At 37.6% G+C, this 24807-nt stretch carries 20 protein-coding genes; 13 read left to right on the top strand and 7 right to left on the bottom strand.

All coding sequences use genetic code 11. The features are described from left to right. Positions 1-66 precede the first annotated feature (66 nt). Entirely contained in the window at positions 67-705 is a 639-nt protein-coding gene (locus IPJ53_09320; protein MBK7799301.1) for a hypothetical protein, read from the top strand. Here IPJ53_09320 and IPJ53_09315 read toward each other — a convergent pair. Then, the gene (locus IPJ53_09315; GenBank protein MBK7799300.1) at positions 702-3134 is read right to left on the bottom strand and encodes a TonB-dependent receptor; all 2433 of its coding nucleotides are present in this window, start codon (positions 3132-3134) and stop codon (positions 702-704) included. The two genes, IPJ53_09320 and IPJ53_09315, sit on opposite strands and share 4 nt — an antisense overlap. Positions 3135-3244: 110 nt before the next feature. Next, positions 3245-3778 (bottom strand): ATP-binding protein, encoded by a 534-nt coding sequence (locus IPJ53_09310; GenBank protein MBK7799299.1) that lies wholly within the window; start codon positions 3776-3778, stop codon positions 3245-3247. A gap of 30 nt (positions 3779-3808) precedes the next feature. Here IPJ53_09310 and IPJ53_09305 point away from each other — a divergent pair, with 30 nt between their 5' ends. Genes IPJ53_09305 through IPJ53_09270 form a run of 8 tightly spaced genes read left to right on the top strand, consistent with a single transcriptional unit; the run spans position 3809 to position 11311 of the window. Next, positions 3809-4366, top strand: coding sequence for a hypothetical protein (locus IPJ53_09305; GenBank protein MBK7799298.1), 558 nt, complete (start codon positions 3809-3811; stop codon positions 4364-4366). A 6-nt stretch (positions 4367-4372) separates the two neighbouring features. Continuing rightward, on the top strand, positions 4373-5275 hold the full coding sequence (era, locus tag IPJ53_09300) for a GTPase Era (protein MBK7799297.1): 903 nt from the start codon (positions 4373-4375) through the stop codon (positions 5273-5275). Continuing rightward, positions 5272-6573 carry a ribosome biogenesis GTPase Der gene (der, locus tag IPJ53_09295; GenBank protein MBK7799296.1) on the top strand — a complete coding sequence of 434 codons (1302 nt, stop codon included), beginning with the start codon at positions 5272-5274 and terminating at the stop codon, positions 6571-6573. Before era ends, der begins: the two co-directional genes overlap by 4 nt. A 2-nt stretch (positions 6574-6575) precedes the next feature. Continuing rightward, positions 6576-7118: a dTDP-4-dehydrorhamnose 3,5-epimerase gene (gene rfbC / locus IPJ53_09290; GenBank protein MBK7799295.1), complete on the top strand. Its 543-nt coding sequence runs from the start codon at positions 6576-6578 to the stop codon at positions 7116-7118. Beyond that, a complete protein-coding gene (gene rfbD, locus IPJ53_09285; protein MBK7799294.1) occupies positions 7119-8000 on the top strand; it encodes a dTDP-4-dehydrorhamnose reductase in 882 nt (293 codons plus the stop codon). Continuing rightward, positions 7997-8191 carry a hypothetical protein gene (locus tag IPJ53_09280; protein MBK7799293.1) on the top strand — a complete coding sequence of 65 codons (195 nt, stop codon included), beginning with the start codon at positions 7997-7999 and terminating at the stop codon, positions 8189-8191. Before rfbD ends, IPJ53_09280 begins: the two co-directional genes overlap by 4 nt. 55 nt (positions 8192-8246) lie before the next feature. Continuing rightward, positions 8247-10712, top strand: coding sequence for a gliding motility-associated C-terminal domain-containing protein (locus tag IPJ53_09275; GenBank protein ID MBK7799292.1), 2466 nt, complete (start codon positions 8247-8249; stop codon positions 10710-10712). Continuing rightward, positions 10712-11311 (top strand): riboflavin synthase, encoded by a 600-nt coding sequence (locus IPJ53_09270; GenBank protein ID MBK7799291.1) that lies wholly within the window; start codon positions 10712-10714, stop codon positions 11309-11311. The genes IPJ53_09275 and IPJ53_09270 overlap by 1 nt, the downstream gene beginning before the upstream one ends. Positions 11312-11330: 19 nt before the next feature. Here IPJ53_09270 and IPJ53_09265 read toward each other — a convergent pair whose 3' ends face one another. Genes IPJ53_09265 through IPJ53_09255 form a run of 3 tightly spaced genes read right to left on the bottom strand, consistent with a single transcriptional unit; the run spans position 11331 to position 16930 of the window. Continuing rightward, a complete protein-coding gene (locus tag IPJ53_09265; protein MBK7799290.1) occupies positions 11331-12029 on the bottom strand; it encodes a methyltransferase in 699 nt (232 codons plus the stop codon). Positions 12030-12043: 14 nt separating this feature from the next. After that, positions 12044-14083 carry a hypothetical protein gene (locus tag IPJ53_09260; GenBank protein ID MBK7799289.1) on the bottom strand — a complete coding sequence of 680 codons (2040 nt, stop codon included), beginning with the start codon at positions 14081-14083 and terminating at the stop codon, positions 12044-12046. Between the two features lie 9 nt (positions 14084-14092). Then, entirely contained in the window at positions 14093-16930 is a 2838-nt protein-coding gene (locus IPJ53_09255) for a TonB-dependent receptor (protein ID MBK7799288.1), read from the bottom strand. 16 nt (positions 16931-16946) lie between these two features. Between IPJ53_09255 and IPJ53_09250 the strand changes: the two genes are divergently transcribed. From IPJ53_09250 to IPJ53_09240, 3 genes are all read left to right on the top strand, one after another. Next, positions 16947-17954 carry an endonuclease/exonuclease/phosphatase family protein gene (locus IPJ53_09250; protein ID MBK7799287.1) on the top strand — a complete coding sequence of 336 codons (1008 nt, stop codon included), beginning with the start codon at positions 16947-16949 and terminating at the stop codon, positions 17952-17954. Between the two features lie 51 nt (positions 17955-18005). Next, positions 18006-19268 carry an AAA family ATPase gene (locus IPJ53_09245; GenBank protein ID MBK7799286.1) on the top strand — a complete coding sequence of 421 codons (1263 nt, stop codon included), beginning with the start codon at positions 18006-18008 and terminating at the stop codon, positions 19266-19268. Positions 19269-19489: 221 nt separating this feature from the next. Beyond that, a complete protein-coding gene (locus IPJ53_09240) occupies positions 19490-20074 on the top strand; it encodes a tRNA-(ms[2]io[6]A)-hydroxylase (protein MBK7799285.1) in 585 nt (194 codons plus the stop codon). A gap of 41 nt (positions 20075-20115) precedes the next feature. Here IPJ53_09240 and IPJ53_09235 read toward each other — a convergent pair whose 3' ends face one another. Further along, the gene (locus tag IPJ53_09235) at positions 20116-22530 is read right to left on the bottom strand and encodes a M1 family metallopeptidase (GenBank protein MBK7799284.1); all 2415 of its coding nucleotides are present in this window, start codon (positions 22528-22530) and stop codon (positions 20116-20118) included. A 69-nt stretch (positions 22531-22599) separates the two neighbouring features. Here IPJ53_09235 and IPJ53_09230 point away from each other — a divergent pair, with 69 nt between their 5' ends. After that, positions 22600-23079, top strand: coding sequence for a hypothetical protein (locus IPJ53_09230; GenBank protein ID MBK7799283.1), 480 nt, complete (start codon positions 22600-22602; stop codon positions 23077-23079). A 35-nt stretch (positions 23080-23114) separates the two neighbouring features. On the opposite strand, the gene IPJ53_09225 is transcribed toward IPJ53_09230, so the two are convergent. Beyond that, positions 23115-24803, bottom strand: a complete 1689-nt coding sequence (locus tag IPJ53_09225) for an amidohydrolase (GenBank protein MBK7799282.1) — start codon at positions 24801-24803, stop codon at positions 23115-23117. Positions 24804-24807 lie beyond the last annotated feature (4 nt).

Below are 24807 nucleotides of genomic sequence, written 5' to 3'. Positions count from 1 at the left end.
CTGAATACCGTTCAAATATTTTACTATTGAATTTATAATAAATTAATATTCAATAACTTACACATAATGTTAAAAATAATAAAATCAGCACTTCTTTTGACCATATTGTCCTTTTGCATGGTTGGTATGAATCCAATTATTGGGCAATCTTCAAAAAATACAAAATCCTCCAAATCAAAGTCTTCCAAGAAAGGTCAGGAAGAATATCATTTAATCGACCATCTTTGGTTTGGCGGTGGTTTTAATTTACAATTTTACCAGGCATCTATTGGCAACGGAGTGGTCGGCAATGTTTTTGAATTAGGGCTTTCTCCATTGGTTGGCTATAAATTGAACAGCTGGATTTCAGTTGGTCCCAGGTTAGAGTTTTCTTATGCAGGAGGAAGATTTGATGCGGCACCGGATGTTTGGAAATACAATGCATTCAATTTTGGACTTGGAGCATTCAATCGTCTGAAATTTCTTAAATATTTATTTTCTCACATCGAATATTCACAGATCAGTCAATCAGAAATTGTTGGTCTCAGTCCTGATAACAAATTGGAAACAAGACGACTTTGGAATGAACATTTTTATGCAGGATTGGGCTACAATGCCGGTGGCATTTTTTCTTATGAATTGTATCTGATGTATGACTTCTTAGCACCCAAAGAATCAGTAGATTTACCTATTCAGTTTAGAATCGGCCTTACCTACCGATTTTAAAATGTGAGATTTATTCCCAAGCTAAAATGTCTGAGAGCTTGTGGGAATAAACCTTTATAATAATAGATGTTCTGATCCTCTGTGCCCAGGTATGGGTCTGTGTTTGGATCCAATGATGTTGTACTACCAAATCTACTAAACCATCCGTGAGAAGTGTATCTTTGATTGGTTAGGTTGTTTACCTGTATGTAGGCATTCAGATTGGCTTTCTTTATCATTCTTCCATATTGAAGTTTCAACATTTCTACATGATACGCCTCAATCATGGCTTCATTTTTTCCTGAAAGGTCAAGATACTGAGCGCCGACAAATTTTGTATTAAATAAAATCTGAAGCAATTCAGAGCGCTTCGGCCTTTCCAATAGATTAAATTTTATAGTTACCCCATGGATCTGTGAAGGTGAAAAAGCCAGAGGCGTGGATGCAGAAAATCTTATTATTTCACCTACTTGTGTGTAGTTGCCATCGAAAACCGGAATTTTTTCATTGAAATTTCTGGCCCTATTTTTTGAAATGTTTACCTGATAAGATATTCCTATAAATCTGACAGGTAAAAAATCTACATTACACTCTACCCCACTGCGAAAAGCTTTAGGAATATTGACTCTCAAAGGATCTCCGGTATCGTTGAGATCTCCATTAGGTGCTAAATAATCACGATATTCCATGTGATACAAGTTTGCAGCTGCTTTAAATTTTGCGATACTCCAAATAAAACCTGCATCCAAACAAACCAATTTTTCTTTTCCTAATGTTGGATTGCTCAACAGTTCTTCCCTATATGGTTCCCGCTCATAATATGCAGAAGAGAAGCTGGCTTGTATTTTGTCTGAGAGAATATAAATAAAGGCTAATTTAGGATTTGCTAAATTTATTTGCTGGGTAATATTTATCGCACCATAGGAATCATCTGTACCCATCGCGTTGTAGTTTACAGATCTGAGGTGAAAATCAAAAACAGCCTTTACTTTTGAACTAATGCCATAGCTGGATTTGAAAAAATAACTCATTTCGTTTTTCTTTCCAGTATTGAAGTAATAGTTTAGACCTAGTCCGCCCACTTTGTAAAGGGAAGTACTGATAATCTGACCAAAATGTTTTCCTTTGTAAAATGAATAGGCTATTCCAAAACTTGAAGAAAACCTGGAATTCCAGACTTTCTCTAACCCCAAATAACTGTATAAAAAATCATTGTCCAACCACTTTCGTCTGATCAAATCTGCCTGCATGGTATCCGGGTGGGTCAAACCATAATCAGCAAGGTTATTGTTGGATTTAAAATTTTCATAAAAACCTCTTCCTTTGGTAAAATTAAAATTGAATACCAAATTTGTACTCCGATTAAATGACTTGTTGTAAAAGATTTGGGAATGGGTTTGTTTGTAATTATCTACTTCATTGTCATAAGGTACAGGAGACTTTTCTCTACCTGAAAGATTCCATGTATAAAGTGAGTCCGTATTGAAATACTGATATGGAAGACCATTCCAAGCCTGACCAGTTAACTCAGACCCTTGAATGAAATTTAATCTTAGGCTGTATTTTTTCTTGATCACTGCTCCAGATAAAAAAAGTGATCTCAGTCTGCTGTCTGATCGTTCAATAAATCCATTAGAATTTTGTCTGCTGTATCTTATTTCTAAATTGTAGGCATCTTCAAATAATCCTGTGTTGGCCATTACAGAAAACATGGAGGAATTGTATGAGCCGAATTGGGTAGAAATTCTTGCAAATGGTTTGAAATATAGTTTGTTAAGGTTGAGATCCAGTGATGCACCAAATCCCCCCGGTCCACTTCTGCCGGGAACAAAACCAGTTAAAACCTCCATGCGATCTATACTGCTTAGTAAATCAGGAGTATTTACAAAATACGTTCTGGATGATTCTGCATCATTCAAGGGAATTCCATTCAAATTAACCTGAATCTGATTTGGATCAATGCCCCTGACTCTAAAACCAGCATAGCCGATACCATTCCCAGCATCAGACTGAACTTGAATGGATGGAAGATTATTCAGCATATAAGGAAGATCCTTATCGTCTCTGTTTTTTAATATTTCCTCCCCGGTGATTTTTTTAGTTGAGACCAAACCATCAGACCCCCATTTGGTGGAGCTTATGTTGATCTCTTCAAAATTTATCCTTCTGGAGATGTTAAAATCGTAGGTCACAATGGATTTATCAATCAATACTTGTCTGTATTCTATATCATAGCCATAATCGACGGATACAGCATACGTTCCTGAAGGTAAATTCCTGAATTCATAATACCCTTTGCTGTCCGTCCAAGTTGAATTGTTTAATTGTTCAATTTTTACTAAAACTTGCTGATAGGGATCTGAATTTTCATCTAATACCCTTCCCGACAAAAAAGACTGGGCATTTGATTCAAAAGAAAACAGCCAAAGCAAACAGAGAATTTTTTTCATAAACCAGGCTTTTAAAAGGGCAATACATCCAGCCTGATCCCTCCCCGGAATTACCCGTACAGGTTCAATGGGTATAATCTCAGCCGGTGAAAATCACTGATGCGGCACCCCTATGGGGCGAAGGTAGTTTTTTTTATAAACTGATCAATTAAAAAAACTGCATTGTTCAACCTTGAAATTCCTGAACCGGTCACGTAACCGTAATCTAATTGACTGGCTGTCAAATAATTAATAAACAAATTGGCTATCTCAGTTCTTTGAAGCGGATTTTCTCTCAATGGATCGCTCTGCCACTTGACATCGGGAACACACATCAAATAAAAATCTGCCTGATGTCCCTTCCAGTTTTCCAATAAGTAAGGATCTACTGATCCGTATTTAAATCCTTGCCAAACCAAATAGGTCAGAAGGTCGGTATCTTCTAAATGAAAAGAGTTATGGGATGGAGCATTCTCGGATAATTTGATTTGCTGCAAGGCCATTTGGCTAACTTCTTCAAAAGTGTATGGGACGACTGATTTCGTCAGAAAATACCTGCTGAATTCAGGAATCAAGTTAACTTTGTAATGGTTTGACAAAGCCAAAGAAAGGCTGGTTTTTCCCGTTGATTCAGGGCCCGTCAGGACTATTCGAATCTTTCTCAAATAATTTTTGTTATTATATTTTTTACCTGTATGCATGACATTGAACCATTTTACCTCTGGCGAGACTTGTACAACAGTTCCGAAGATGAAAAGTCACCTTTTTATAAAGTTACTTATAGTGAATTCACGTACTCCAACAAAATATACAATTATTATGTTCACCCTCAGTGGGATAATTTTGGATCTGCCAATTTGTACATAAAAATTCTTTTTGTTGATTACGCCGATGGATTCGCAATTATTGAATTGATTGGCGAATGGAACGATTGTATTGAAAATGACATCATGTTTCTCAAAAGAGATATCATTGATGTGATGATCAAACACAAGATCAAGTATTTTATTTTATTGTGTGAGAATGTCTTAAATTTTCACGGTTCGGATGATTGTTATTATGAAGAATGGAAGGAGGATATATCTGATGAAGGTGGGTGGATTTGTTTCATCAACGTGCTGGATCATGTAAAGGATGAGATGAAGAGGACTTTAATACAATATCATACCAATTTTGGAAAAAAATTCAATGACTTAAATTGGAGAAAAATGACGCCTGCTATATTATTTGAATATCTTGATCAAAAAATTTAACACCTCTTGGAATCGAAAATAAATAGATCAGGTTTTGTGAACATTGTTGGTTTGCCTAACAGTGGAAAATCGACTTTAGTCAATGCATTAAGCGAACACAAGCTTTCAATTGTATCGCCTAAACCACAAACAACCAGAGCCAGGATATTTTCAATTTGCAATTTTAACCAGACACAGGTAATTTATTCAGATCTACCTGGTTGGATTGAGCAGGAAAACTATCCAATGCAAAAGATGATGAACGATAAAATCAGGGAATCGCAGTCTGATGCGGACGTATTGCTCATGGTCGTTGATGGCACCAGACCAAAAGAAAGTTCATTTACGCTCACTGAAGACTGTCAAAAGTTAACGATTCCGAAAATTCTGGTCATCAACAAGAAAGATCGGATACCAGCATCAAAATTAGAGCAGGTCAAAAAGGACCTTGAATTTTACAATGACCTGGATTACAGCTTTTTAGTATCTGCCCTAACCGGAGAAGGAGTTGCGGAACTGAGAAGTCAGATACTTGAATTAATTCCTTTACACGAACCATATTTCTCAGATGACATAGCCAGTGACAAACCGATCAAGTTTTTTTTAAGCGAGTTAATACGTGAACAGATCTACTATTTGTTTGAGGATGAGATCCCTTTTAGTACCTTTGTCGAAATCACCAAGTGTAAAGGAGTGGATGATCAATTACCTATGGCCAGTATTGAGGCAACCATTTACACCAATAAGCAAAGTCAAATTCCAATTCTTTTAGGCAAAAACGGCTCAAAGATTAAGGAGTTGGGAATAAAATCAAGAATAGAAATAGAACAATTTCTTCAGCAAAAAGCTTATCTTGGATTAAGCATTAAACTCAGGAAAGATTGGCGGAACGATATTAATTTTTTAGAAAAATCAGGAGTACTAAGATGAGATTTACAGTAGCAATTGTAGGAAGACCTAACGTAGGCAAATCAACTTTATTTAATCGACTGGTTGGGCGTAAAAAATCAATTGTGGATGACATAAGCGGGGTGACCCGTGACAGAATATATGATGTTGCGGAATGGAATGGAAAAAAGTTTTACATCGTCGACACAGGTGGATTTGTAGCACATTCAAGTGACATATTTGAATCACAGATCAGGAGACAAGTTGAATTAGCGATTGTAGAATCCAGTGCGATTATTTACATGGTTGATGTTACCACCGGAATTACAGATCTGGATGAGTTTGTCGCACAATTACTGCGCCGAGTTGACAAGAAGAAATTCCTGGTAGTTAACAAAGTGGACAATCATGAAAGATTGCTTTTGGCACAAGAATTTTGGAGTTTAGGTTTTGATGAAATGTATTGTGTCTCCGGGATGACAGGCAGTGGAACCGGTGAGTTGCTGGATGCCATAGCGGAATTAATTCCAAGTGAAGAGCTGGTATTACCGGACTTACCAAAATTTGCCATTATTGGTCAACCCAATGTTGGAAAGTCCTCTCTGATTAACGCTCTGCTTGATGAAGAACGTAACATGGTTACCGATATAGCCGGCACCACAAGAGATCCGATCCATTCAGAATACAATAAATTTGGGAAACAATTTATAATTATTGACACTGCCGGAATCAGGAAAAAGGCTAAAGTCCACGAAGACCTCGAGTTTTATTCAGTAATCAGGGCTTTTAAAAGCATAGAGGAAGCGGATGTGTGTTTTCTGGTAATTGATGCCACCCTAGGAATTGAGTCACAGGATATGGAGCTTGTATCCCTTGTAATTAAAAGAAACAAAGGCTTGGTAATTTTGGTCAATAAATGGGATCTGGTTGAAAAAATTACCAACACAGCTAAAGAATACGAACAAACGATTAAGAATAAGATGGCTCCCTTTAATGATGTTCCCATCTTGTTCATTTCCGCTAAAGAAAAACAAAGAGTATTTCAAGCTATTGAAAAAGGACTTGAAGTATATAAACATCGAAGCCAGAAAATAAAGACCTCTGACCTCAATGAAAAAATGTTGGAAGCCATCGGAAAAATACCCCCTCCTTCTTACAGAAATCACCTAATTAAAATCAAGTATATTACTCAAATAGAAAAAGAATATCCGCTGTTCGCTTTTTTCTCAAATTATCCTGATGAGATCAAAGGCAGTTACAAGCAGTTTCTCGAAAACCAATTGAGAAGTCTGTATAATTTCACCGGAGTACCCATCAGATTATTGTTCAAAGAAAAATAGTCATGAAACTTACCAAGACCCCTTTGGAAGATTTGATCATCATTGAACCCAAAGTACACATTGATTCCCGTGGGTATTTTATGGAATCGTACAATAAGAATCTGTTTGATCAGAATCATTTGAATTATCATTTTGTCCAAGACAATGAATCACAATCTGAATTTGGTGTTATTCGAGGACTTCATTTTCAAATACCTCCTTTTCAACAAACCAAATTAGTTCGGGTGAGTTATGGTGAAGCCTTGGATGTGGTCGTTGATCTGAGACCAAATAGCAAAACATTTGGAAAAAGTTTTTCCATATTGCTTTCCATGGAAAATAAGAAGCAATTATTAATACCAAAAGGTTTTGCTCATGGGTATTCAGTACTCAGTGAAAGATGTATTTTTAATTACAAATGTGATGAATTCTATCATGCACCTTCCGAATCCGGAATACATCCAATGGATACTTCACTTAATATAGACTGGATGATTCCGATTGAAAAGCAAATTATTTCGGACAAAGATCTTAATTGGCCTGGCATTAAATATTACAACTTCTGAATGTTTACTATTTTAGTTACCGGAGCTCATGGACAAGTTGCCAGTGAATTAAAGAACCTTGTAAAATTATCGAGTGACATCAAATGGATATTCTTTGACAGACAAGAATGGGATATAAGTTCAGTTCAAAAAACGGAAGAAATATTATCTGCCCACCAACCTAATATACTCATTAATACAGCCGCGTATACCAAGGTTGATCTTGCCGAAAAGGAACCGGACATGTGTTATAAAATCAACACTAACTCAGTTCAAATGATGGCCATTGCATGTCGCAAAAGAGGAATCAAGTTTATTCACTTTTCATCGGATTATGTTTTTCATGCGGAAACCTCTGCCCCAATTAAGGAAGACTCCCCACTCCATCCTATTGGCGTTTATGCTCGTTCCAAGGCTGAGGCTGAAGCATTGTTAACGCTTGCTGATCCGGAGGCGATTATTATCAGAAGCTCCTGGATTTATTCTTATTATGATCATAATTTTGTAAAAACCATGCTAAAATTAGGAAAATCAAATATTGAGATTCGGGTCGTCAATGATCAGATTGGCTCTCCCACTTATGCATTTGATCTTGCCAACATGTTGGTTGTTCTGGTGAGTCGATTAAGAGAAAAAGGCATGGATTCTGTGAAGGGATTTTTCCATTATTCAAATTCCGGTTCGTTAAGTTGGTATGATTTTGCCTGTGAAATTTTTGAACATTGTGTTATGCAAGTGAAAGTCATTCCTATCAGTACGGAAATTTTCAATGCTCCTGCCCCCAGACCAAAATACAGTGTGTTAGACTGTGAAAAAATTAAAACTACCTTAAACATTGACATCCCGAATTGGAAAGATAGTCTTCATCATTGTCTTAATCGATTAAAAATAGATCAAGGGTGAAAAGGCGTCGTTTAAGAAAAATATTATTACTTTTTTTGGCCATTTTGAATGGTGTTGGTTTGTATGCCACCCACAACAGAGCAGGAGAGATAACTTACATACAACTAAGTAATCTGACTATAAGAGCCACCCTCGTAACCTATACGAAAACATCGAGTGTAGGAGCCGACAGGGATACGCTCAGGCATTAGCTGGGGAGATGGGAGTTTTACGAATGTAAAAAGATCAAATGGCAATGGTCAACCTTTGCCCAATGACATAAAAAAAAATATTTACATAGCAGAACATACCTATCCCGGCAGAGGAACTTACAGTATCAGTATGCTGGACCCCAACAGAATTGACAACATTTTAAATGTTGATCCTCCAAATTCCATCAATGTTCCATTTTATATACAGTCTACCATCACATTATTCAACACTACTTTTCAGGGAATAAACCATTCCCCAATATTGCTGAAGGCACCTATAGATATTGCCTGTCTGTATCAGGTATTTGAACACAATCCATCTGCATATGACGAAGATGGAGACAGTCTTTCATTTGAGTTGGTTACTCCATTAATGGCTGCAAACACTGCTGTCCCAAATTATCTATTACCCAGTCAGATAAGTCCCGGGATCAACAATACTGTTAGTTTGGATTCCAAAACCGGAAGTTTTATTTGGAGGTCTCCACAAAGAGCAGGAGAGTATAATATCGCGATTGCCATTTCTGAATATCGGAAGGGAATTAAGATCAGTTCCACCATCAGAGACATGCAAATCTTGGTTGTGGAATCTTGTAAAGAAAATAATCCACCTTCAATTACCGGCATTCTTGACACCTGTGTAATTGCGGGCAGTCTTATAGATTTAAATTTTTTTGTGGAGGATCCGGATAAAGGATCCAGAGGAGGAAGCGTAAAAATTGAGGTGGATGGAGCTCCCTTGTTTTTGGAAAATCCGGCTCAGGTTTTTTTTCCATCCGGATTCAATCAACCGAGAGTAAATATTAATTTCAAATGGATGACTGCTTGCAATCATGTAAGAAAAGAACCATATTCCATTTTTATAAAAGCCGTAGATAATTATTTTGATACTTCAGGTTTAACCACTACAAGAGTAATAAGGATTAAAGTGATAGGGCCGTCACCTGAAAATCTAACTTCCATCAACGAAAATGAAAATATCAGACTTTATTGGGATGCTCCTTATAAATGCACAATGGATTCATCTGACTTTAGGGGATTTTCGGTTTGGCGCAAAATAAATAATGGATTTCTACGTCAGGACACTTGCAATCCGGGACTTGAGCAATCCGCATATAAGCAATTGGCCTACCTCGTAAACGACCTTAATAATTTAAAGTTTACTTTTTTAGACAGTACTGCCTTAAAAGGAAATGCATATTGTTACCGAGTGCAAGCTGAATTTGCAAAACTAAGTCCCGGGAACTTTCCTTACAATTTCACACCCTCTTTAGCCTCCAATGAAACGTGTGATTATCTTTCAACTGATTCTCCTTTGTTGTTAAATACTGATGTACTTACCACCAATCCGGTGAATGGAAAAATATTGATCAAGTGGACAAAACCGGATCCTGAAAAGTACGACTACCAGAAAAGAACACCTCCGTTTACCATAAAAGCTTACCATTCTGAAAACTCAATAATTTTTTCAGAAATAACCGATTATACACAAAGCCCCAACAGCTTAAGGAATTTTATAGATACACTTTTTATTGACAGTCTGAGAAACACTTCTTCAACCAGTCATTTTTACAAAATCGAAATCATTTCGGGTGATCAATTTAGAGTTGAATCCGATACCGCTGAAAGTATATTCTTAATCGTAAAAAATGACAATGGATTTATGCTATTAACCTGGGACGAATCGACTCCCTGGAATAATTATGAATACACGGTATTTAAAAAGAACAAAATTGCAGCAATCTACGATTCTATATTCACTACCTCTTCCAGGTCTTATCAGGACCATGACATTATTTATGGTGAGGAGTATTGTTATTTAGTAAAGGCGAAAGGGAATTATGGAATACCCTGGATTGAAAGCCCGTTGATTAATCATTCAAATGAGTATTGTATTCTGGCTCGGGATTCGACTCCACCTTGTTGTCCGGTATTTCAGGTAAAAGGACCCTGTGAAGGCAATCCAGATTCACCTGTTCAAGTGAATGAAATTAGTTGGAATAATCCAAATCTTAATTGCCCCTCACAGGATATAGCCGGTTACAGGGTTTATGCCATATACAAGGATGGCAGTTCTGAAATATTAACTGAAATAGCAGACCCAAACCTTACTAAATATACACACATGATTACCCGAAACGAACCATTGTGCTATCAGGTAAGTGCTTATGATACTTTGGGACTTGAATGTTCCCCACTCGAAAAAATTTGTGCCAATTATTGTCCCGCATATGAACTACCTAATACATTTACACCAAATGGGGACGGGTTTAATGATCTTTTTATTCCGAGAATAAACAGATACATTCAATCTGTTGAATTAACCATTTTGAACAGATGGGGACAGGTTGTATTTAAATCGATTGACCCCGAAATAAACTGGAACGGATCAAATCTAAATGGGGAACAATTAAGTGATGGAACTTACTATTACAAGTGCAAGGTAATTCCTTACCCTAACACAGACCAGATTCAGGAGTGGATTATTACCGGATTTATTGAGCTTTTAAAAGGCAGATAATGTTTACAGGAATCATTGAGGTTATTGGAAAAATAGCAGACCTAGAAAGAAAAAATGGAAATCTTGAACTACGAGTAGCTTCTGAGATAAGTAAATTTGTTAAAATTGATGAAAGCATTTCACACAATGGAGTCTGTCTTACGGTAGTTGAATGTGATTCTAAAACCCATCGGGTGACTATAATTGAAGAAACCATTCATAAGACTGCATTCAATAATGTTAAAATTGGAGATCTTATTAATCTTGAACGATCACTTAAAATTGGTGACCGTTTGAGTGGTCATTTTGTTCAAGGTCATGTAGATGGCACGTCACGTTGTCTTGCCATAGGTACCCTTGAAGGAAGCCATGTATTTAGATTTGGCCTTGAGCCAGAATATGCCCTTTACATTGTTCAAAAAGGCTCCGTTTGTGTCAATGGGACAAGTCTTACTGTTTCTGATTTAGGAAAAGATTTTTTTGAAGTTTCAATAATTCCGTACACGTATCAAAATACTAATTTAAAAACACTAAACGTGGGTGATTTAGTAAATATAGAATTTGATGTGTTGGGGAAATATATTGTGAGATCCATTGAGCAAAGGAATCATTCGGATTGAGATTAAAAAACAAATATGACTATAAAATAAAGTTTTGGGTTAACTCTTTATATGCCTCTGAATAATCCCCTTTTTCATTTAGAATTACCAATTCTGCAAAATTGACAAAACTGGAAAAACGCGAATAAGCCACACAAACCAAAGAGGTATCTGACTTTTCCGAATGTTTGATTTTTAAATACTCAACCGGATATAATCCTTTCATAATTAATTCTGTCGTCCAAAGAGATTCTAAACCTATTGGCATTACTATTAAAAACAAGCCATCCTTACTCAATCTATTTGCAACGTTTGAAGCCAATAGAGAAATTTTTGAGGCAGTGAAATGCCGCTGAAGATTTTTTGATTGTAGCTGGGATGGAAGATCTTCAATAAAATATGGAGGATTGGAAATAATTAAATCAAAAAAAAGTTCAGGGAGGGATGAGCCGGTAAAATCCGTATGAATAAACTTAAAGGAATTGACAAATCCAGTATTAATAAAATTCACATTAGACAATTCGACTGCGTCCAAATTTATATCAATTCCAAACACCTCACAATTTTGATTCTGTTGGGCCAACATCAAACTCAATATACCTGAACCACATCCCAAATCGAGAATTCTTGTATAGTTCATATTGCTAGCCCAGGCACCTAAGATGACACTATCCGTGGAAGGCTTCATAATATTCTCACCATTGATCAGGTCAAAATATTTAAACTTAAAGACCTCCATAAGCCAAGAAAATACTATTGCTCAATATCAGACACAGTCCGCATGATCAATTGTCTTGCGGTAAATTGAGACAAAATGCCTGTGATACTTTTCGCAGAAGTTGGAAAATTATCAGCGGCAAAATTGGCTTGCGAACGTGTAAACAAGTCTATTGTTCCCGTCCCATCATTTATGATCACTGTACCTGAGTAATTTGTACCGGAGGATTTGGAAAAGTTTGGGTTCAATATCTTAAGCAATTGCCCTTCCCAATTCTCAGCTTCAGAAATTATTTGTGCAATGGTTACTACCCTGGGTTGAATTTGATTTCCTGAAGTAATTAACTTGGCATTTGCCAATGGAGTGCTATTGAGCTGCAAAAGACCATTGAATTCGGAAAGTTCCACTCCTTTTACCACAACTTCAATTTCGTCGCCAAGATTAAAACTATGATTCCCTGAAAAACGAATCACGATAGCAGCCGTAGCGTCTTGAATGAAAACATTCTGCGTTACAACATTCAGTGCATTTTTTTCAGAACTCACAATGCCTTTCACTTTAAAATCTCCGGAGACATTGGTCAAGGTGCCGACAAATAAATCACGAATGAATTTTATTGATTTAAGTTCGGATTGCCCTCCTCCTCCTCCAGTTATCACTACATCATTCAGGTTACGAATTAATAGTTGTTTGCTATTGAATTGTGAGACGATGGCTGTGATTTTTACAATGGCTGAGGGAAAAACATCGTTTGCGAATTTTGCTGTTTGACTGGTAAACAGATTTATTTTACCTGTCTGGTCGTTAACTTCCACATTATCGGTGTAAGTTGTACCACTGGATTTAGATAATGACGCATTTACAATTTGGACAAGTTGACTTTCATAGTTTTCAAAGGAAGTCAACAATTCCCCAATTGTAATTTGCTTTGGTGAAATAGATTTACCACTTGAAATTTTGGTTACCTTGTTTACAGGAACATTATTTAATTGAAGGAGTCCATTAAATTCAGACAACTCTATTCCTTTTAAATTGATCTCGAGCTCATCTCCTAAAGCATAAGAATGATTGGCTGAAAAACGAACTGTAATGGCACCAGAAGCATCCTGAATAAATAAATTTCGTGCATTCACGTTTGAATTGTCTTTATCTGAAGTTACTATGCCTAAAATTTTATAATCTTCGGATATATTACTGGCAGCTCCTGAATAAAGTGATCTGATTTCTGAAATTGATTTTAGAATAGCCTGTCCACTGCCACCCCCACAAGGAGTTTTGTTGAAAAGGATGTCTGAAGTATCACGAATGTAGATTTGCACATCGGTATTAAACTTTGACAATACACCTGTAAGGCTTCCGTTAGCTGCAGGTATTGAAAAATTGGCAAAATCCGCAAAACCACTGGTTCGCAACAACAAACTAGCCTTGTTGCAATCAACCAAAATTATATTTTGAGATGTTTGAGTCGCAACGTTTGCATATGTTTTACCTAATTCCGCACGATCAAACTCTACATCTTCTAATTTTATTAAAGTACTTAAATCCAAAGAATTCAAGGCATTAATTGATTTTGTTTTGGGGGTTACAAATTTGTTTCTTTCTCCGGCAAAAACATATTGATCCAGTAACGCATCTTCTATTCCGGCAAGCCGTTCTCTTCCATTGTCCAAATAGGAACCCTGCCCTAACTGAATGAGTCCGGCATAATCTCCTATGGTAAGATTTTTGCATTTAATTCCTACGCGGGTTCCTATAGGAAACAAAGCAAATAATCCAATACTGTTGATCTTAACTTCAATTCCACCAGTACTGTCCTGGATTACAAGAGTTTTATAAAAGTTACCTGAACGGTCATCGGCAATCACTGTTGCGATGATATTTAACTCCTCGGTAATGTTGATAAATTGACCAGGAATGTATTTTGATTTTAGTTGTACAATCGAGCTGTTTGCACTGAATGGAATGGTTGGCGTAAACACAGGAGGTTCATCAAACGCTCTGTCCACGCAGGAAGCAATCACTAGCAAAGCCAAAAACGAACCAATTGACCAACTTAAAAATTTATTAAACACCATAATTTATACTTATTCAAATGACACGATGAGATTAAAGAAATAGTTTATTCCCTGAAGGTTGAAATATTTATTAGGAAATTTTTGAGGGTTGTTTGATTCAAAGTCAAATCTGAATTGTTCAAATCCTCCGGAGACCAAATTTTTATTATTTAGTAAATTGTTTACTCCAAGGCTGATGCTTGTATAATGGCCATATATCTTATAACTTTTAAAAATAAATGCATCCATTACAAAGTAAGCCGGTAGTTTTTCCTGATCTATATAAGAGCGGAACAAATCAGTATTTCTGTCGATTCCCTGAGTTGCCTCCGAAGTTCGTCTAAGCGGATTTACTTCGAGGTATGATCGATCCACATAGGAGAAATTTAAAGTGGCAAATCCAAATCGCTTAAAATTATATTTTAAATTTAGGGTACCTACCGTCTGAGGTGTCCCGGGAACAAAGAAATTTTTCAAATAAATCGTATATTTTGACGCCGCTTTACTGAATTGATCGTAAATCAAAAAATCGGGTCTGCTTGTATACACAGCCAGGTTATTTTGAAACATCCCTCCTAAAACAAAGCCAAATGGCAGAGCATATTCTACACCTACATCCACTCCAAGATGATCCTGATTAAGTCCCGTATAAAAACCATTAATTAGACCTCCGTCTCTAAGTTCAGGGTTATTCCCGGTTTCCAAATCTCCGTCCAGAAAAAAATCTTTATTTCTCGTTTGATTTTTTGATTGAATAGCAAATCCACCTAATTGAAATTTAAAGCCAGGACTTTTAAAATAGTAACGAATCTCCCCTGACCTGTTGGTGGTATTTTGAATATCAGGAATGACATCAGCTCTCCATCCCGGGTTTATAAAAACCTGATCAAACAATGGAGGCAGCGATTCATATGCCAAGGACATGGAAACATAATTGCGTCCATTAATTTTGTAAGTAGAATTTGTCTTTACAGCCCATTGAAATCCGGTAAGAGTCTCAGACTTGCCTTTAGCGTTTTCGAAAATTGCATTTTGAAATCTGCCCTCCCGAAAGTCACGTTTGTGTGCAACTAAAAACCCTGCACTAAAATCAAATTTCTTTCTCTTGTAAACAGCCTGAGTAAAACTAGAATAGCGTTGCAAAACCGAGCTGTAATCATAAGATAACTTATCCCCAACTTTAATAATTTTATTTTTCAAATTTACATCCGGATCTGACTTGCTGACATCATCGATAAATGTTTCTTTGTCCACGTAAAAATCTCCACCGAGAAGATCAAGCAATTCGAGATAGTTTTCTTTAATAGTGTATTCAATTCTGTATGCAGAGGTCAGCTTTATTTTTCCCAATGAATATTTTAACTGAAGAAAATGTTCCAAATCGGTTGGATCTGAATGACGATCGAATTGAATATATTGTGATTGCCTTCCGGTAATAGAATCAGAACCTCCATTTATGTTGTACACAGTGTTTATGTTAGATCTGTTTACCTGATGCATTCTTGTCCAATTGATTTGTCTGACTGATTCATCGGTTTGCCACAAAGAGGATATGGTGTCTTTAGTTGGCGCATATTCAATAAACGAAGGTAATTTTTGATAATAATCCGGTCGCGGATCATAAGCATCGTTCCAATCGAGATTTGAATCAGATCTTTTTCCTTTGACCAACATGATACCCGAAGTAAAGCTTACTCGATTGTTTGGGTTTGAATGAAAATTAAGAAAAATGGCCGGAATATTTGTTGAAGCCATTCTGGCATTTCTTTTCTCCCCATTTTGGTATCCCCAATATGAATTGTACAAAGGATCTCCGGATAAGTCATATACCTCTTTTACTCCCGGACTGTTTTTACCCCGCACGACAGGTGCCTGCACATAAAATAAACTCAAACCTGAGTTCGATTTAAATTTTTTGGAAATGCCCGCGTAAACTCCCCATGCATCATAAAAAGTACCGGGTATATTGGCTTCCTGAGCCCACCGTCGGTTTGCGCCCAGGATGTAGTGAAGGCCCTTTCCAGGAAGATGGTTGACATATTGCAATGCAAGACGATGTGTGTAAGACCTGTTTGACAAAGAATAATTGGCCGTAAAACCTTTTCTGTAGGAGGCAGGATCAAAATTGATCCATTGGTTAATTCCAAGACTTCCAAAGTCATTCTCCTGAATTGGATAACTCAGATCATTTTCAGAATAGCGGGTAATTTGGTTTTGTCCGGAAAACAAATAAAATGGATTGTTGCCATTTTCCAGATCTGTCAACAGAAACCCATTAAACCCTACCTGGTTGTAAATCTGATCAATTGATTTAAGTTTGAATCTGAATGGACTGAACTGGAAAGCTGCTGCCTGCAAAATGGGGTCACGTGAACTGGTTAACAGACTGTACACTTCAGAATCCTGGTCATCATCACCATCTCCCTCATCCAGTTGAATAGTGGGAATCTCAATTTTAGGAGCATTTACTAAAATAAGAAAAAATTCAAGCTCTTGACCAGAGGTTTCCCGGGCGTTAATATTATGTTCGAGAATTTTATAACCGGGTTTATCCAATTTAAGGGTAATATTTTCATTCGCATTAAAAGCCTTCATGGAAAATTTACCAAATTTGTCCGTAAAAACGATCATATTATCCTCTACAACTAACACTTTGACCCCTTCTATGCCTTTACCTGTAGAAAAATCTGTAACTATGCCTTTAAGATCCTGGCTAAAAATGCTTTGTCCAAGAGACATCAAACAAAATAATAAAATAACCCGTTTAGATACGATCATGATCCAGTATTCAAGCTCAAATTTATCCAGATTAATCCAGCTATTCCACATTACACCTTGTATTTTTAGAAAAACCTTCTTTCTGTTCATTCACTTGGTTTTTTCTTTGAGCATTGTTACCAATAGTCAGGGGCAACAAGCAAAAATCACTTGCATTGGATTCTACAATCTTGAAAATCTATTTGATACAGAAGATGACCCTACCATTGCTGATGAAGAATTTACGCCAACGGGTCCCAAGGCCTGGACTGAAGATAAATATCAGGACAAATTAATACGACTTTCAGAAGTCATCGTAAAACTTGGAACAGACTTAAATCCGGACGGTGTCGGTATTTTGGGTGTTTGTGAAGTAGAAAACAGAAGGGTACTTCAAGATTTGGTGAATACACCATATCTGAAAGAACGAAATTATCAAATCCTCCATTTCAATTCTTTTGATCCTAGAGGAATTGATTTGGCCATTTTGTATCAGGAGAAGTATTTCACTCCACTGGAAGCCCAGATGATTGAAATCCCATTGACTGATGCTGATGGCAAATCCCGTAAAACCAGAGGGTTGCTGGTCGCCAAAGGCAAAATAGAAAACCAGACGGCCTATATTTTGGTCAATCACTGGCCTTCCAAACGAGGTGGGGAACTTGCTACAAGGCCCTTAAGAATCCAAGCCAGCAAAAAAAACAAGGAGATTGCAGACTCCCTGCAAGCCTTGCATCCGGACGCCAATATTTTTATCATGGGTGACCTGAATGACAATCCGGATGCTAAAAGTGTCACTAAATATTTGCTTGCGGAAAAGGATGTTAAGTCCTTAAAATCAGGCAGTTTTTATAACCCTTTTTATAAAAATTACCTTTTAGGTGAAGGAACCACTGCCCATGATGACAGCTGGAGTCTTTTTGATCAGATCCTGTTGTCAAAAAATTGTCTTGGAAAATCAAATGAACAATACAAGTACTTAAAGCATAAAATATTTCACGAAGAATTTATGATTCAGGAGGATGGTCATTATAAAAATTATCCACGCCGAACATTCTCCGGAGACGTTTACAATTACGGGTACTCAGATCATTTTCCGGTGGTGGTTTATCTTGCCAAAATGGTTAAAAAATAAAGTGAGTGGATGTTTTATTGATAAATTTATTTTGTGCTTGAATCAAAAAATATTTACCAACTGCATGCCGAGCAGCATTATGCACTTGACAGGATACAAAAGCTGGAAGGGGTTGTTTTCCTAACAGGTAAGGCAGGTACTGGAAAAAGTACTTTATTAAATTTAATCAAGCGGACTTTTAGGTATAATATGGTGGTACTTGCTCCTACGGGAGTAGCCTCTGTGTTGGTAGGAGGACAAACGATTCACTCATTTTTCAAATTTCCTCCCGGATGGATCAGTCAAAAAGATTATAGACCACTTTCCAAATCAATGGCAGATAAGATTGACCTTATCGTGATTGATGAAATAAGTATGGTTAGGGCAGACTTGCTTGATCATATGGATCAGTTGTTAAGGATATCGAAGAAGAATGACAGACCCTTTGGAGGCATTCCAATGTTATGGGTGGGCGACTTGTATCAGTTACCGCCCGTGATCAGCTCTCCCGAAGAGAAGGAGTATTTTAAAAACCATTACAGCTCCCCCTATTTTTTCTCAGCAGAAGTTATGAAGGAGTTAGATTCATTTGAGTTGATTGAGTTGGAACAAGTTTTTCGACAAAGTGAATTGCATTTTATCCGATTGCTGAATAGAATCAGGTTGAATGAATGTGATGAAGAAGATCTGGAAGAAATTAATTTAAGGGCTGAAGCTGATCCAAATGAAGATCAAATTCCTGCTATTACCCTCACCAGTACCAATGTGCAGGCCACCCAAATTAACTTGAGGGAGCTCAACAAATTGGATTCAAGTGCAAAAACTTATCCTGCCAAAATAGAAGGTATGGTAAATCCCGCTCAACTTCCGGCTGAACAACATTTGGTATTAAAGGAAGGGGCACAGGTTATGACCATGAGAAATGACCCTGCGAAAAATTATATTAATGGAAGCATTGGGATTTTGGAAGAATTAAAATCTCAAAGTATTCTGGTAAGATTTCCACACCAGGAGCAAAGTGTAGAAATCCCCTTGGCCACCTGGGAAATAGTTAGGTACATTTATGAGGATCAAACGATTAAGGTAAATCCTGTAGGCAGTTTCACTCAATTGCCGGTTAAACTGGCCTGGGCGGTAACGATCCACAAGAGTCAGGGGAAGACCTTTGAAAAAGCGATCATTGATTTAGGTAGAGGGGCTTTTGAGAATGGTCAAACGTATGTAGCCCTGAGCAGATGCCGCACCCTTGATGGTGTTTATCTTACTCAAAAACTAAACTGGAAAGATATTCGGACAGATGAAAGAGTGGCAGATTTTATTCGCCAATGGCGATAAATAGCATGATAAAAATCCATCATTTTATCGTTTGATTTTTGGTGGAGTGTTTATACCTTGCAGAAAATTATCCCATCATGTCAAAACATCATAACCATCCAAGCAGAAGAGAAGAGAAACAAGAAGAAAGAAAGATATTCAGGATTATCATTATTGTCGCCGCCGTTTTAATGGTACTCATGTACTTTATGTACAGATCTGCTAATTCTTAATTAACTTCCTTGAAGTTAAATCTTGAGCTAAAGGCTGAAAGTCCAAAGGAGTGGCTGGAAGCTGTGTTGTCTGATTTTGATTCCTTCCTTCAGGATCATGCAGATTGCGAACGAAAAGCATCGGCCATGGCAATGAGTTTGGTGGCTAAATATCCTGACAGATATGACATCCATACAGATCTGATCGAGACAGCGATTGAAGAATTAGATCATTTCAGATTGGTTTACCAACTAATGAGAACCAGAAATGTTGGGTTAGCCCATCAGATAAAGGAAGATCCCTATGTTAAAAAGCTGATGGTCTTTATGCATTCCGGTAGAGAAGAGAGGTTTTTAGATTACTTATTGATAGGTTCTGTTCTGGAAACAAGAGGAGCAGAAAGATTCAGACTCATTGAAGAGGGTTTGACTGACCCAGAGTACAAGAAGTTTTACAAAATGCTTTGGACTTCAGAAGCAAAACATGGTCACATTTATGTCAAACTGGCCTTGTGTTATTTTCCGGAATCAAAGGTATACCCACGATTGGAATGGTGGATGGAAAAAGAAGCAGAAGTCATTAACAGCCTGGAAATCAGACCTGCCTTGCATTGAGGCAATTTCCACACCTATTAGACAACTTTTATTCATATAGATTACTTCCCGGACCTTGCTTTCTGCATGGGATTTGGTGTGCCACTGCTGTTTCCTCTCCGATTTCCGGTTCTGCCGGATTTGAAAATTTCAAATCTGGAAGGTTCTCCCGACTTTAACCAATGGTTATTTTTTAAATTGATGTCCGCTGTTTCCAGATAAGGATCCAATTCTAATGATTTGACTTTCTTGTTTTTCAAAAAAGACTTTACTACTTGATCTTCATTTTTACGCCAGATATATGCATTGATTCTTTCAATTTCACTGGTGCCGTCTTCAAAATTCCATTTCAAAATAATAGGCATTACAGAACCCCCTTTATTAGAAAAGAATACTTCATAAACATATTGATCCTGATACAAACTGTACAAGGAGTCTGTCAGAAATTCCCTACGATTTAAATTAGAACGGGACTGTCTTAAAGTGGGTGATTCTTCGTTGGCAGGAGCGTTGTAGTAATAGTAAAAATCCCTCAGCGTAGTATCTACATCCACTAAAAATTGAGTTCCATTGGTTTTATTCCTGATTTTGGTAATGGGAATGAAATTTTTTGGAATTTCAAAATTCTCGGATTGAGCTCGTGTGTCCCGACTTGTATTTGATTTATTAAAACTGCTGTCTTGAATTAATTCCTTATTTGTAAAACCGTATGCATTTACGGAATCAATAGATATGTCAACCGGATCAATACCAAAAAACCATGCACGCCAGAACCAGTCTAAATCCACACCGGAGGCATCTTCCATGGTTCGGAAAAAATCCGCAGGTGTCGGATGTTTTAGTTTCCATCGCTGAGCATATTGTTTAAATGCAAAATCAAACAGAGTTCTACCCATGATGGTTTCCCTCAAAATATTCAGTGCTGTAGCCGTCTTATGATATGCATTTGAACCAAAATGTATGAGGTTGTCACTGTTGGTCATGATGGGTTCCAGTTGTTCTTTCGGCAAACTCATATAATCTACAATTTTATGAGCAGGACCTCTTGGAGATGGATAATTGTTGTCAAATTCCTCCTGTGTAAGAAATTGAACAAATGAATTGAGGCCTTCATCCATCCATGTCCATTGACGTTCATCACTGTTGATGATCATTGGAAAAAAGTTATGTCCCACCTCATGGATAATCACCCCCAACATTCCATACTTCGTTCCTTCTGAATAGGTTCCATCCTTTTCAGTTCGGCCACCGTTGAAACAAATCATGGGATATTCCATGCCGTTGGCTGCCTCCACGCTGATGGCAACCGGGTAGGGATAATCGACTGTGTATTTTGAATAAGTGCGAATGGTATGCGCAACCACTTTTGTAGAAAATTTGCGGTACAAACCATACGCTTCTTTTGGATAATAGCTCATGCACATGATGGGTTTGCCGGCTACAAAAATTTTCATGGCATCCCAAATAAATTTTCGGGACGTTCCAAACGCAAAGTCCCTAACATTCTCGGCTTTGTAATGCCAAATTTTTCTTTCAGTAGATTTACTTTTTTCAGCATTTTTCGCTTCTTCCAACAAGGCGATTTCAACAGGTTCTGAAGAATGTTGTGCGCTTTCCCATCTTGAATATTGATTTGAATTCAAGACTTGTTTATAATTTTGACATTGTCCGGTTGCTGCGACTACATGATCAGCCGGTACATTTATGTTTACGTCAAAATCTCCGAAAGCAAGGGCAAATTCAGCTCTCCCGGTAAATTGTTTGTTCTGCCATCCCTGAAAATCAGAATACACACACATGCGCGGATACCACTGTGCGATGGTGAACAAATGATTCCTGTCTTCTTCAAAATACTCCAACCCTCCTCTACCGCCAAGTTTCATTCTGTCCGGTATTTTGTAGGACCAGCTGATAAAGAATTTAGATTTTTTTCCAGGTTTAAGTGTTTTATTCAAATCCACTCTCATCATGGTTTGGTTGATCTGAAAATTCAAAGGATGGCCGGATTCATCTTTTACCTGAAAAATATTAACCCCATGTCCTGCAAGCTGGTCGCTGTTTTTTAGAGCTTTAATTGATTGTTCGGTAAATGGAGGTATAAACTTGCCTCCGTCTATAAAATTGCTTTCAGCCTCTGGCCGGTTTTCATTTTCATCCAGTTGCAACCATAAATAATCCAAGGGATCCGGGGACTGATTATGGTACACGATCCACTCTTCTCCTTTCATGATTAAATTCTCCTCATCCAAATAAGCATTAATGGAATAATCGGCTTTCATTTGCCAGTATTGGGATCCAGGTGCTCCTGCTGCATTTCTGTAGGAATTGGCATCAGGCAAAATGATACCTAATTGTTCAAACTTATTCCCATGATTGGATTTTGGGTTGTTTTGAATATTTTGACTATTGGAAGAGTTCCCAATAAATAAGCATACATAAATCCAAACAATCCTGATGAAGCCTATATTTCTGTTCATTGACTATCTTTGAAAGTCAAAATTACAAAAATCTACGAACTGATTCGTAGCGTTGTTAAAATTAAATCGATGTCCGTTTTTTTACAAATCTTAATATTTCTGATTCATCCCTTTTATGTAAGCGTCACTAAGGTCACCTATAATGATGCTACACACCGACTGGAAGTAAGTTGTAAAATTTTCACTGATGATTTGGAAAAAGCTTTAAAACAAGGTCTTGAACAAAAACCTGATTTAAAAAACAATGAAAGGCTTGAACAGAATGACTTACTTATACAGAATTACCTGGCTTCCAGACTAAAAATTACTTTACAAAAAGTAGATGTAGGCTTGGAATATTTGGGATTTGAACATGAGGAAGAAGCCACCATCATTTACTTTGAATCAACCCAAGCTTTCAAACGGCCTCAGGAAGTTGTGATTTACAACGAAATACTTACTGAGGTGATACCGGATCAATTAAACTTTGTCCATTATTTTCAGGGAGATTTTCACAAAACCTATCAACTTTCCAGGAAAGAACAAACCATAAAATGGATATTGCCTTAATAAAGGACGCTTTAATTTCTATTCAATAAAAACCATCAACGGATTTTTTCACCATCTAAATAAACGGACAATACTTTTGTAAGTGGAACTTCCTGATCCGGGCACTCAAGAAGATTTCTGTCCAAGACAATAAAATCAGCTTTTTTTCCGGGCTCCAGGCTCCCTTTTATAGATTCCTCAAAAGATGCATAAGCATTCCACAGGGTATATGATTTGAGCGCTTCGGTACGAGTCATTTTCTCTTCAGGGAAGAACTCCATTCCGTTGTCAAGTCTCTTGCGTGTTATGGCGGCATATATGCACTCAAAAGGATTAATCTTTTCTACAGGCGCGTCCGTTCCATTGGCAAATTTTACACCTGCGTCCAACAGTGACCTCCAAATATAGGAACTGGATTTAGCTCGCTCCTGCCCCAGCCGTTTGACAACAAAAGGGGCGTCACTGGTGCAGTGTATGGCCTGCATGGAGGCGATCACACCAAGTGAACTGAACCTGGGAATATCAGCTCTCAACAAATGCTGGGCATGTTCGATCCTCCATCTATTTTGTGGACCAATGCCTGTTTTTTCAAAAACATTCAAGACTTCGTGATTGCCCCTGTCTCCTATGGCGTGGACACACATCTGAAAACCTAAGGATTTTGCTTTGTCAGCAATTTTGGTAATCATTTCTATGGGCACCAAAGTCTGGCCTTTTACCCCCGGATTGTCTGCATAATCTTCCCACAACCAGGCCCCGTAAGACCCAAGAGCTCCATCCATATAGGCTTTTACTGATGTTGCTCTGAACATGTCCTGATTATAACTTTTCAAAGGTAGAGAATCCATTTTTTCCAATGCAGCAGCCGGATTCTCGTATAACATCACATTCAGTCTAATGGGTATCTCCCCATTTTTTGAAAGCTCATGCAATATTCTGATTTTTTCCAAACTGGTTCCGGCATCCTGAAAGCTGGTAATTCCATACTCCAAAGCTTTATCTGAAGCCAATTTTACCTGCTTTTTTATCAATTCTTGCACTATTTGAGGTGAACTCTTTTGTTCGAACTCATCCAATGCTTTTTCAATTAATTCCATGGCATTTTCTTCGAATACGCCGTTCAGTTTGCCTTCATTATCCTTCACAATTCTACCGCCTACTGAAGAAACAGATTCCGGGCTAACTCCGGCCAATTCCATGGCTTTTGCATTGGCAATCAATGCGTGACCGCTGGCATGGTATAGTACTACTGGGTGTGCCGGGCTGGCTGCTGAGAGCAAATCGTGATAGGGGTAGCCATTAAATTTGAGATCCGCCGAGGCTTTCCATTTGTCCTGATGCCAGCCTCTACCTTCAATCCAGGTCCCTGTGGGTAACTGCTTGGTTTTAACTGCAACTTTCAGTACAATTTCTTCCCAAGAATGAGTTTCGAGTAAATCTATGCTCATCATGCTCTTGCCAAGTGATAGAAAATGGGCATGTCCTTCATTTAATCCCGGCATTACAAATTTGCCCTGCAGGTCTATCGTTTTTGTATTTTCGGATTTCAACCTCATCATCTCCTCATCCGAACCAAGCGCCATTACTTTATCATTTGCAATTGCCATGGCTGTAAAAGAATGATCAAGGCTGTCTGCGGTATAAATTGCGCCATTTAGCAGGATGAGATCTGCATTTTCCTTTACTTTGCACGAGCTAAGCACCAGCAGTGTAAATATTACCAATAAACTGACTTGTTTTTTCATATTT

The organism is Candidatus Vicinibacter affinis, assembly GCA_016714365.1.
Lineage (GTDB): Bacteria > Bacteroidota > Bacteroidia > Chitinophagales > Saprospiraceae > Vicinibacter > Vicinibacter affinis.
This window is presented reverse-complemented; position numbering and strand designations above follow the sequence as displayed.

Excerpts from the sequence above, each read along its gene's own strand:
- IPJ53_09320 (MBK7799301.1), top strand. The coding sequence starts at position 67 with ATGTTAAAAATAATAAAATCAGCACTTCTTTTGACCATATTGTCCTTT.
- IPJ53_09315 (MBK7799300.1), bottom strand. The coding sequence starts at position 3,134 with ATGAAAAAAATTCTCTGTTTGCTTTGGCTGTTTTCTTTTGAATCAAAT.
- IPJ53_09305 (MBK7799298.1), top strand. The coding sequence starts at position 3,809 with ATGCATGACATTGAACCATTTTACCTCTGGCGAGACTTGTACAACAGT.
- der (MBK7799296.1), top strand. The coding sequence starts at position 5,272 with ATGAGATTTACAGTAGCAATTGTAGGAAGACCTAACGTAGGCAAATCA.
- rfbC (MBK7799295.1), top strand. The coding sequence starts at position 6,576 with ATGAAACTTACCAAGACCCCTTTGGAAGATTTGATCATCATTGAACCC.
- rfbD (MBK7799294.1), top strand. The coding sequence starts at position 7,119 with ATGTTTACTATTTTAGTTACCGGAGCTCATGGACAAGTTGCCAGTGAA.
- IPJ53_09270 (MBK7799291.1), top strand. The coding sequence starts at position 10,712 with ATGTTTACAGGAATCATTGAGGTTATTGGAAAAATAGCAGACCTAGAA.
- IPJ53_09265 (MBK7799290.1), bottom strand. The coding sequence starts at position 12,029 with ATGGAGGTCTTTAAGTTTAAATATTTTGACCTGATCAATGGTGAGAAT.
- IPJ53_09260 (MBK7799289.1), bottom strand. The coding sequence starts at position 14,083 with ATGGTGTTTAATAAATTTTTAAGTTGGTCAATTGGTTCGTTTTTGGCT.
- IPJ53_09255 (MBK7799288.1), bottom strand. The coding sequence starts at position 16,930 with ATGAACAGAAAGAAGGTTTTTCTAAAAATACAAGGTGTAATGTGGAAT.
- IPJ53_09235 (MBK7799284.1), bottom strand. The coding sequence starts at position 22,530 with ATGAACAGAAATATAGGCTTCATCAGGATTGTTTGGATTTATGTATGC.
- IPJ53_09230 (MBK7799283.1), top strand. The coding sequence starts at position 22,600 with ATGTCCGTTTTTTTACAAATCTTAATATTTCTGATTCATCCCTTTTAT.
- IPJ53_09225 (MBK7799282.1), bottom strand. The coding sequence starts at position 24,803 with ATGAAAAAACAAGTCAGTTTATTGGTAATATTTACACTGCTGGTGCTT.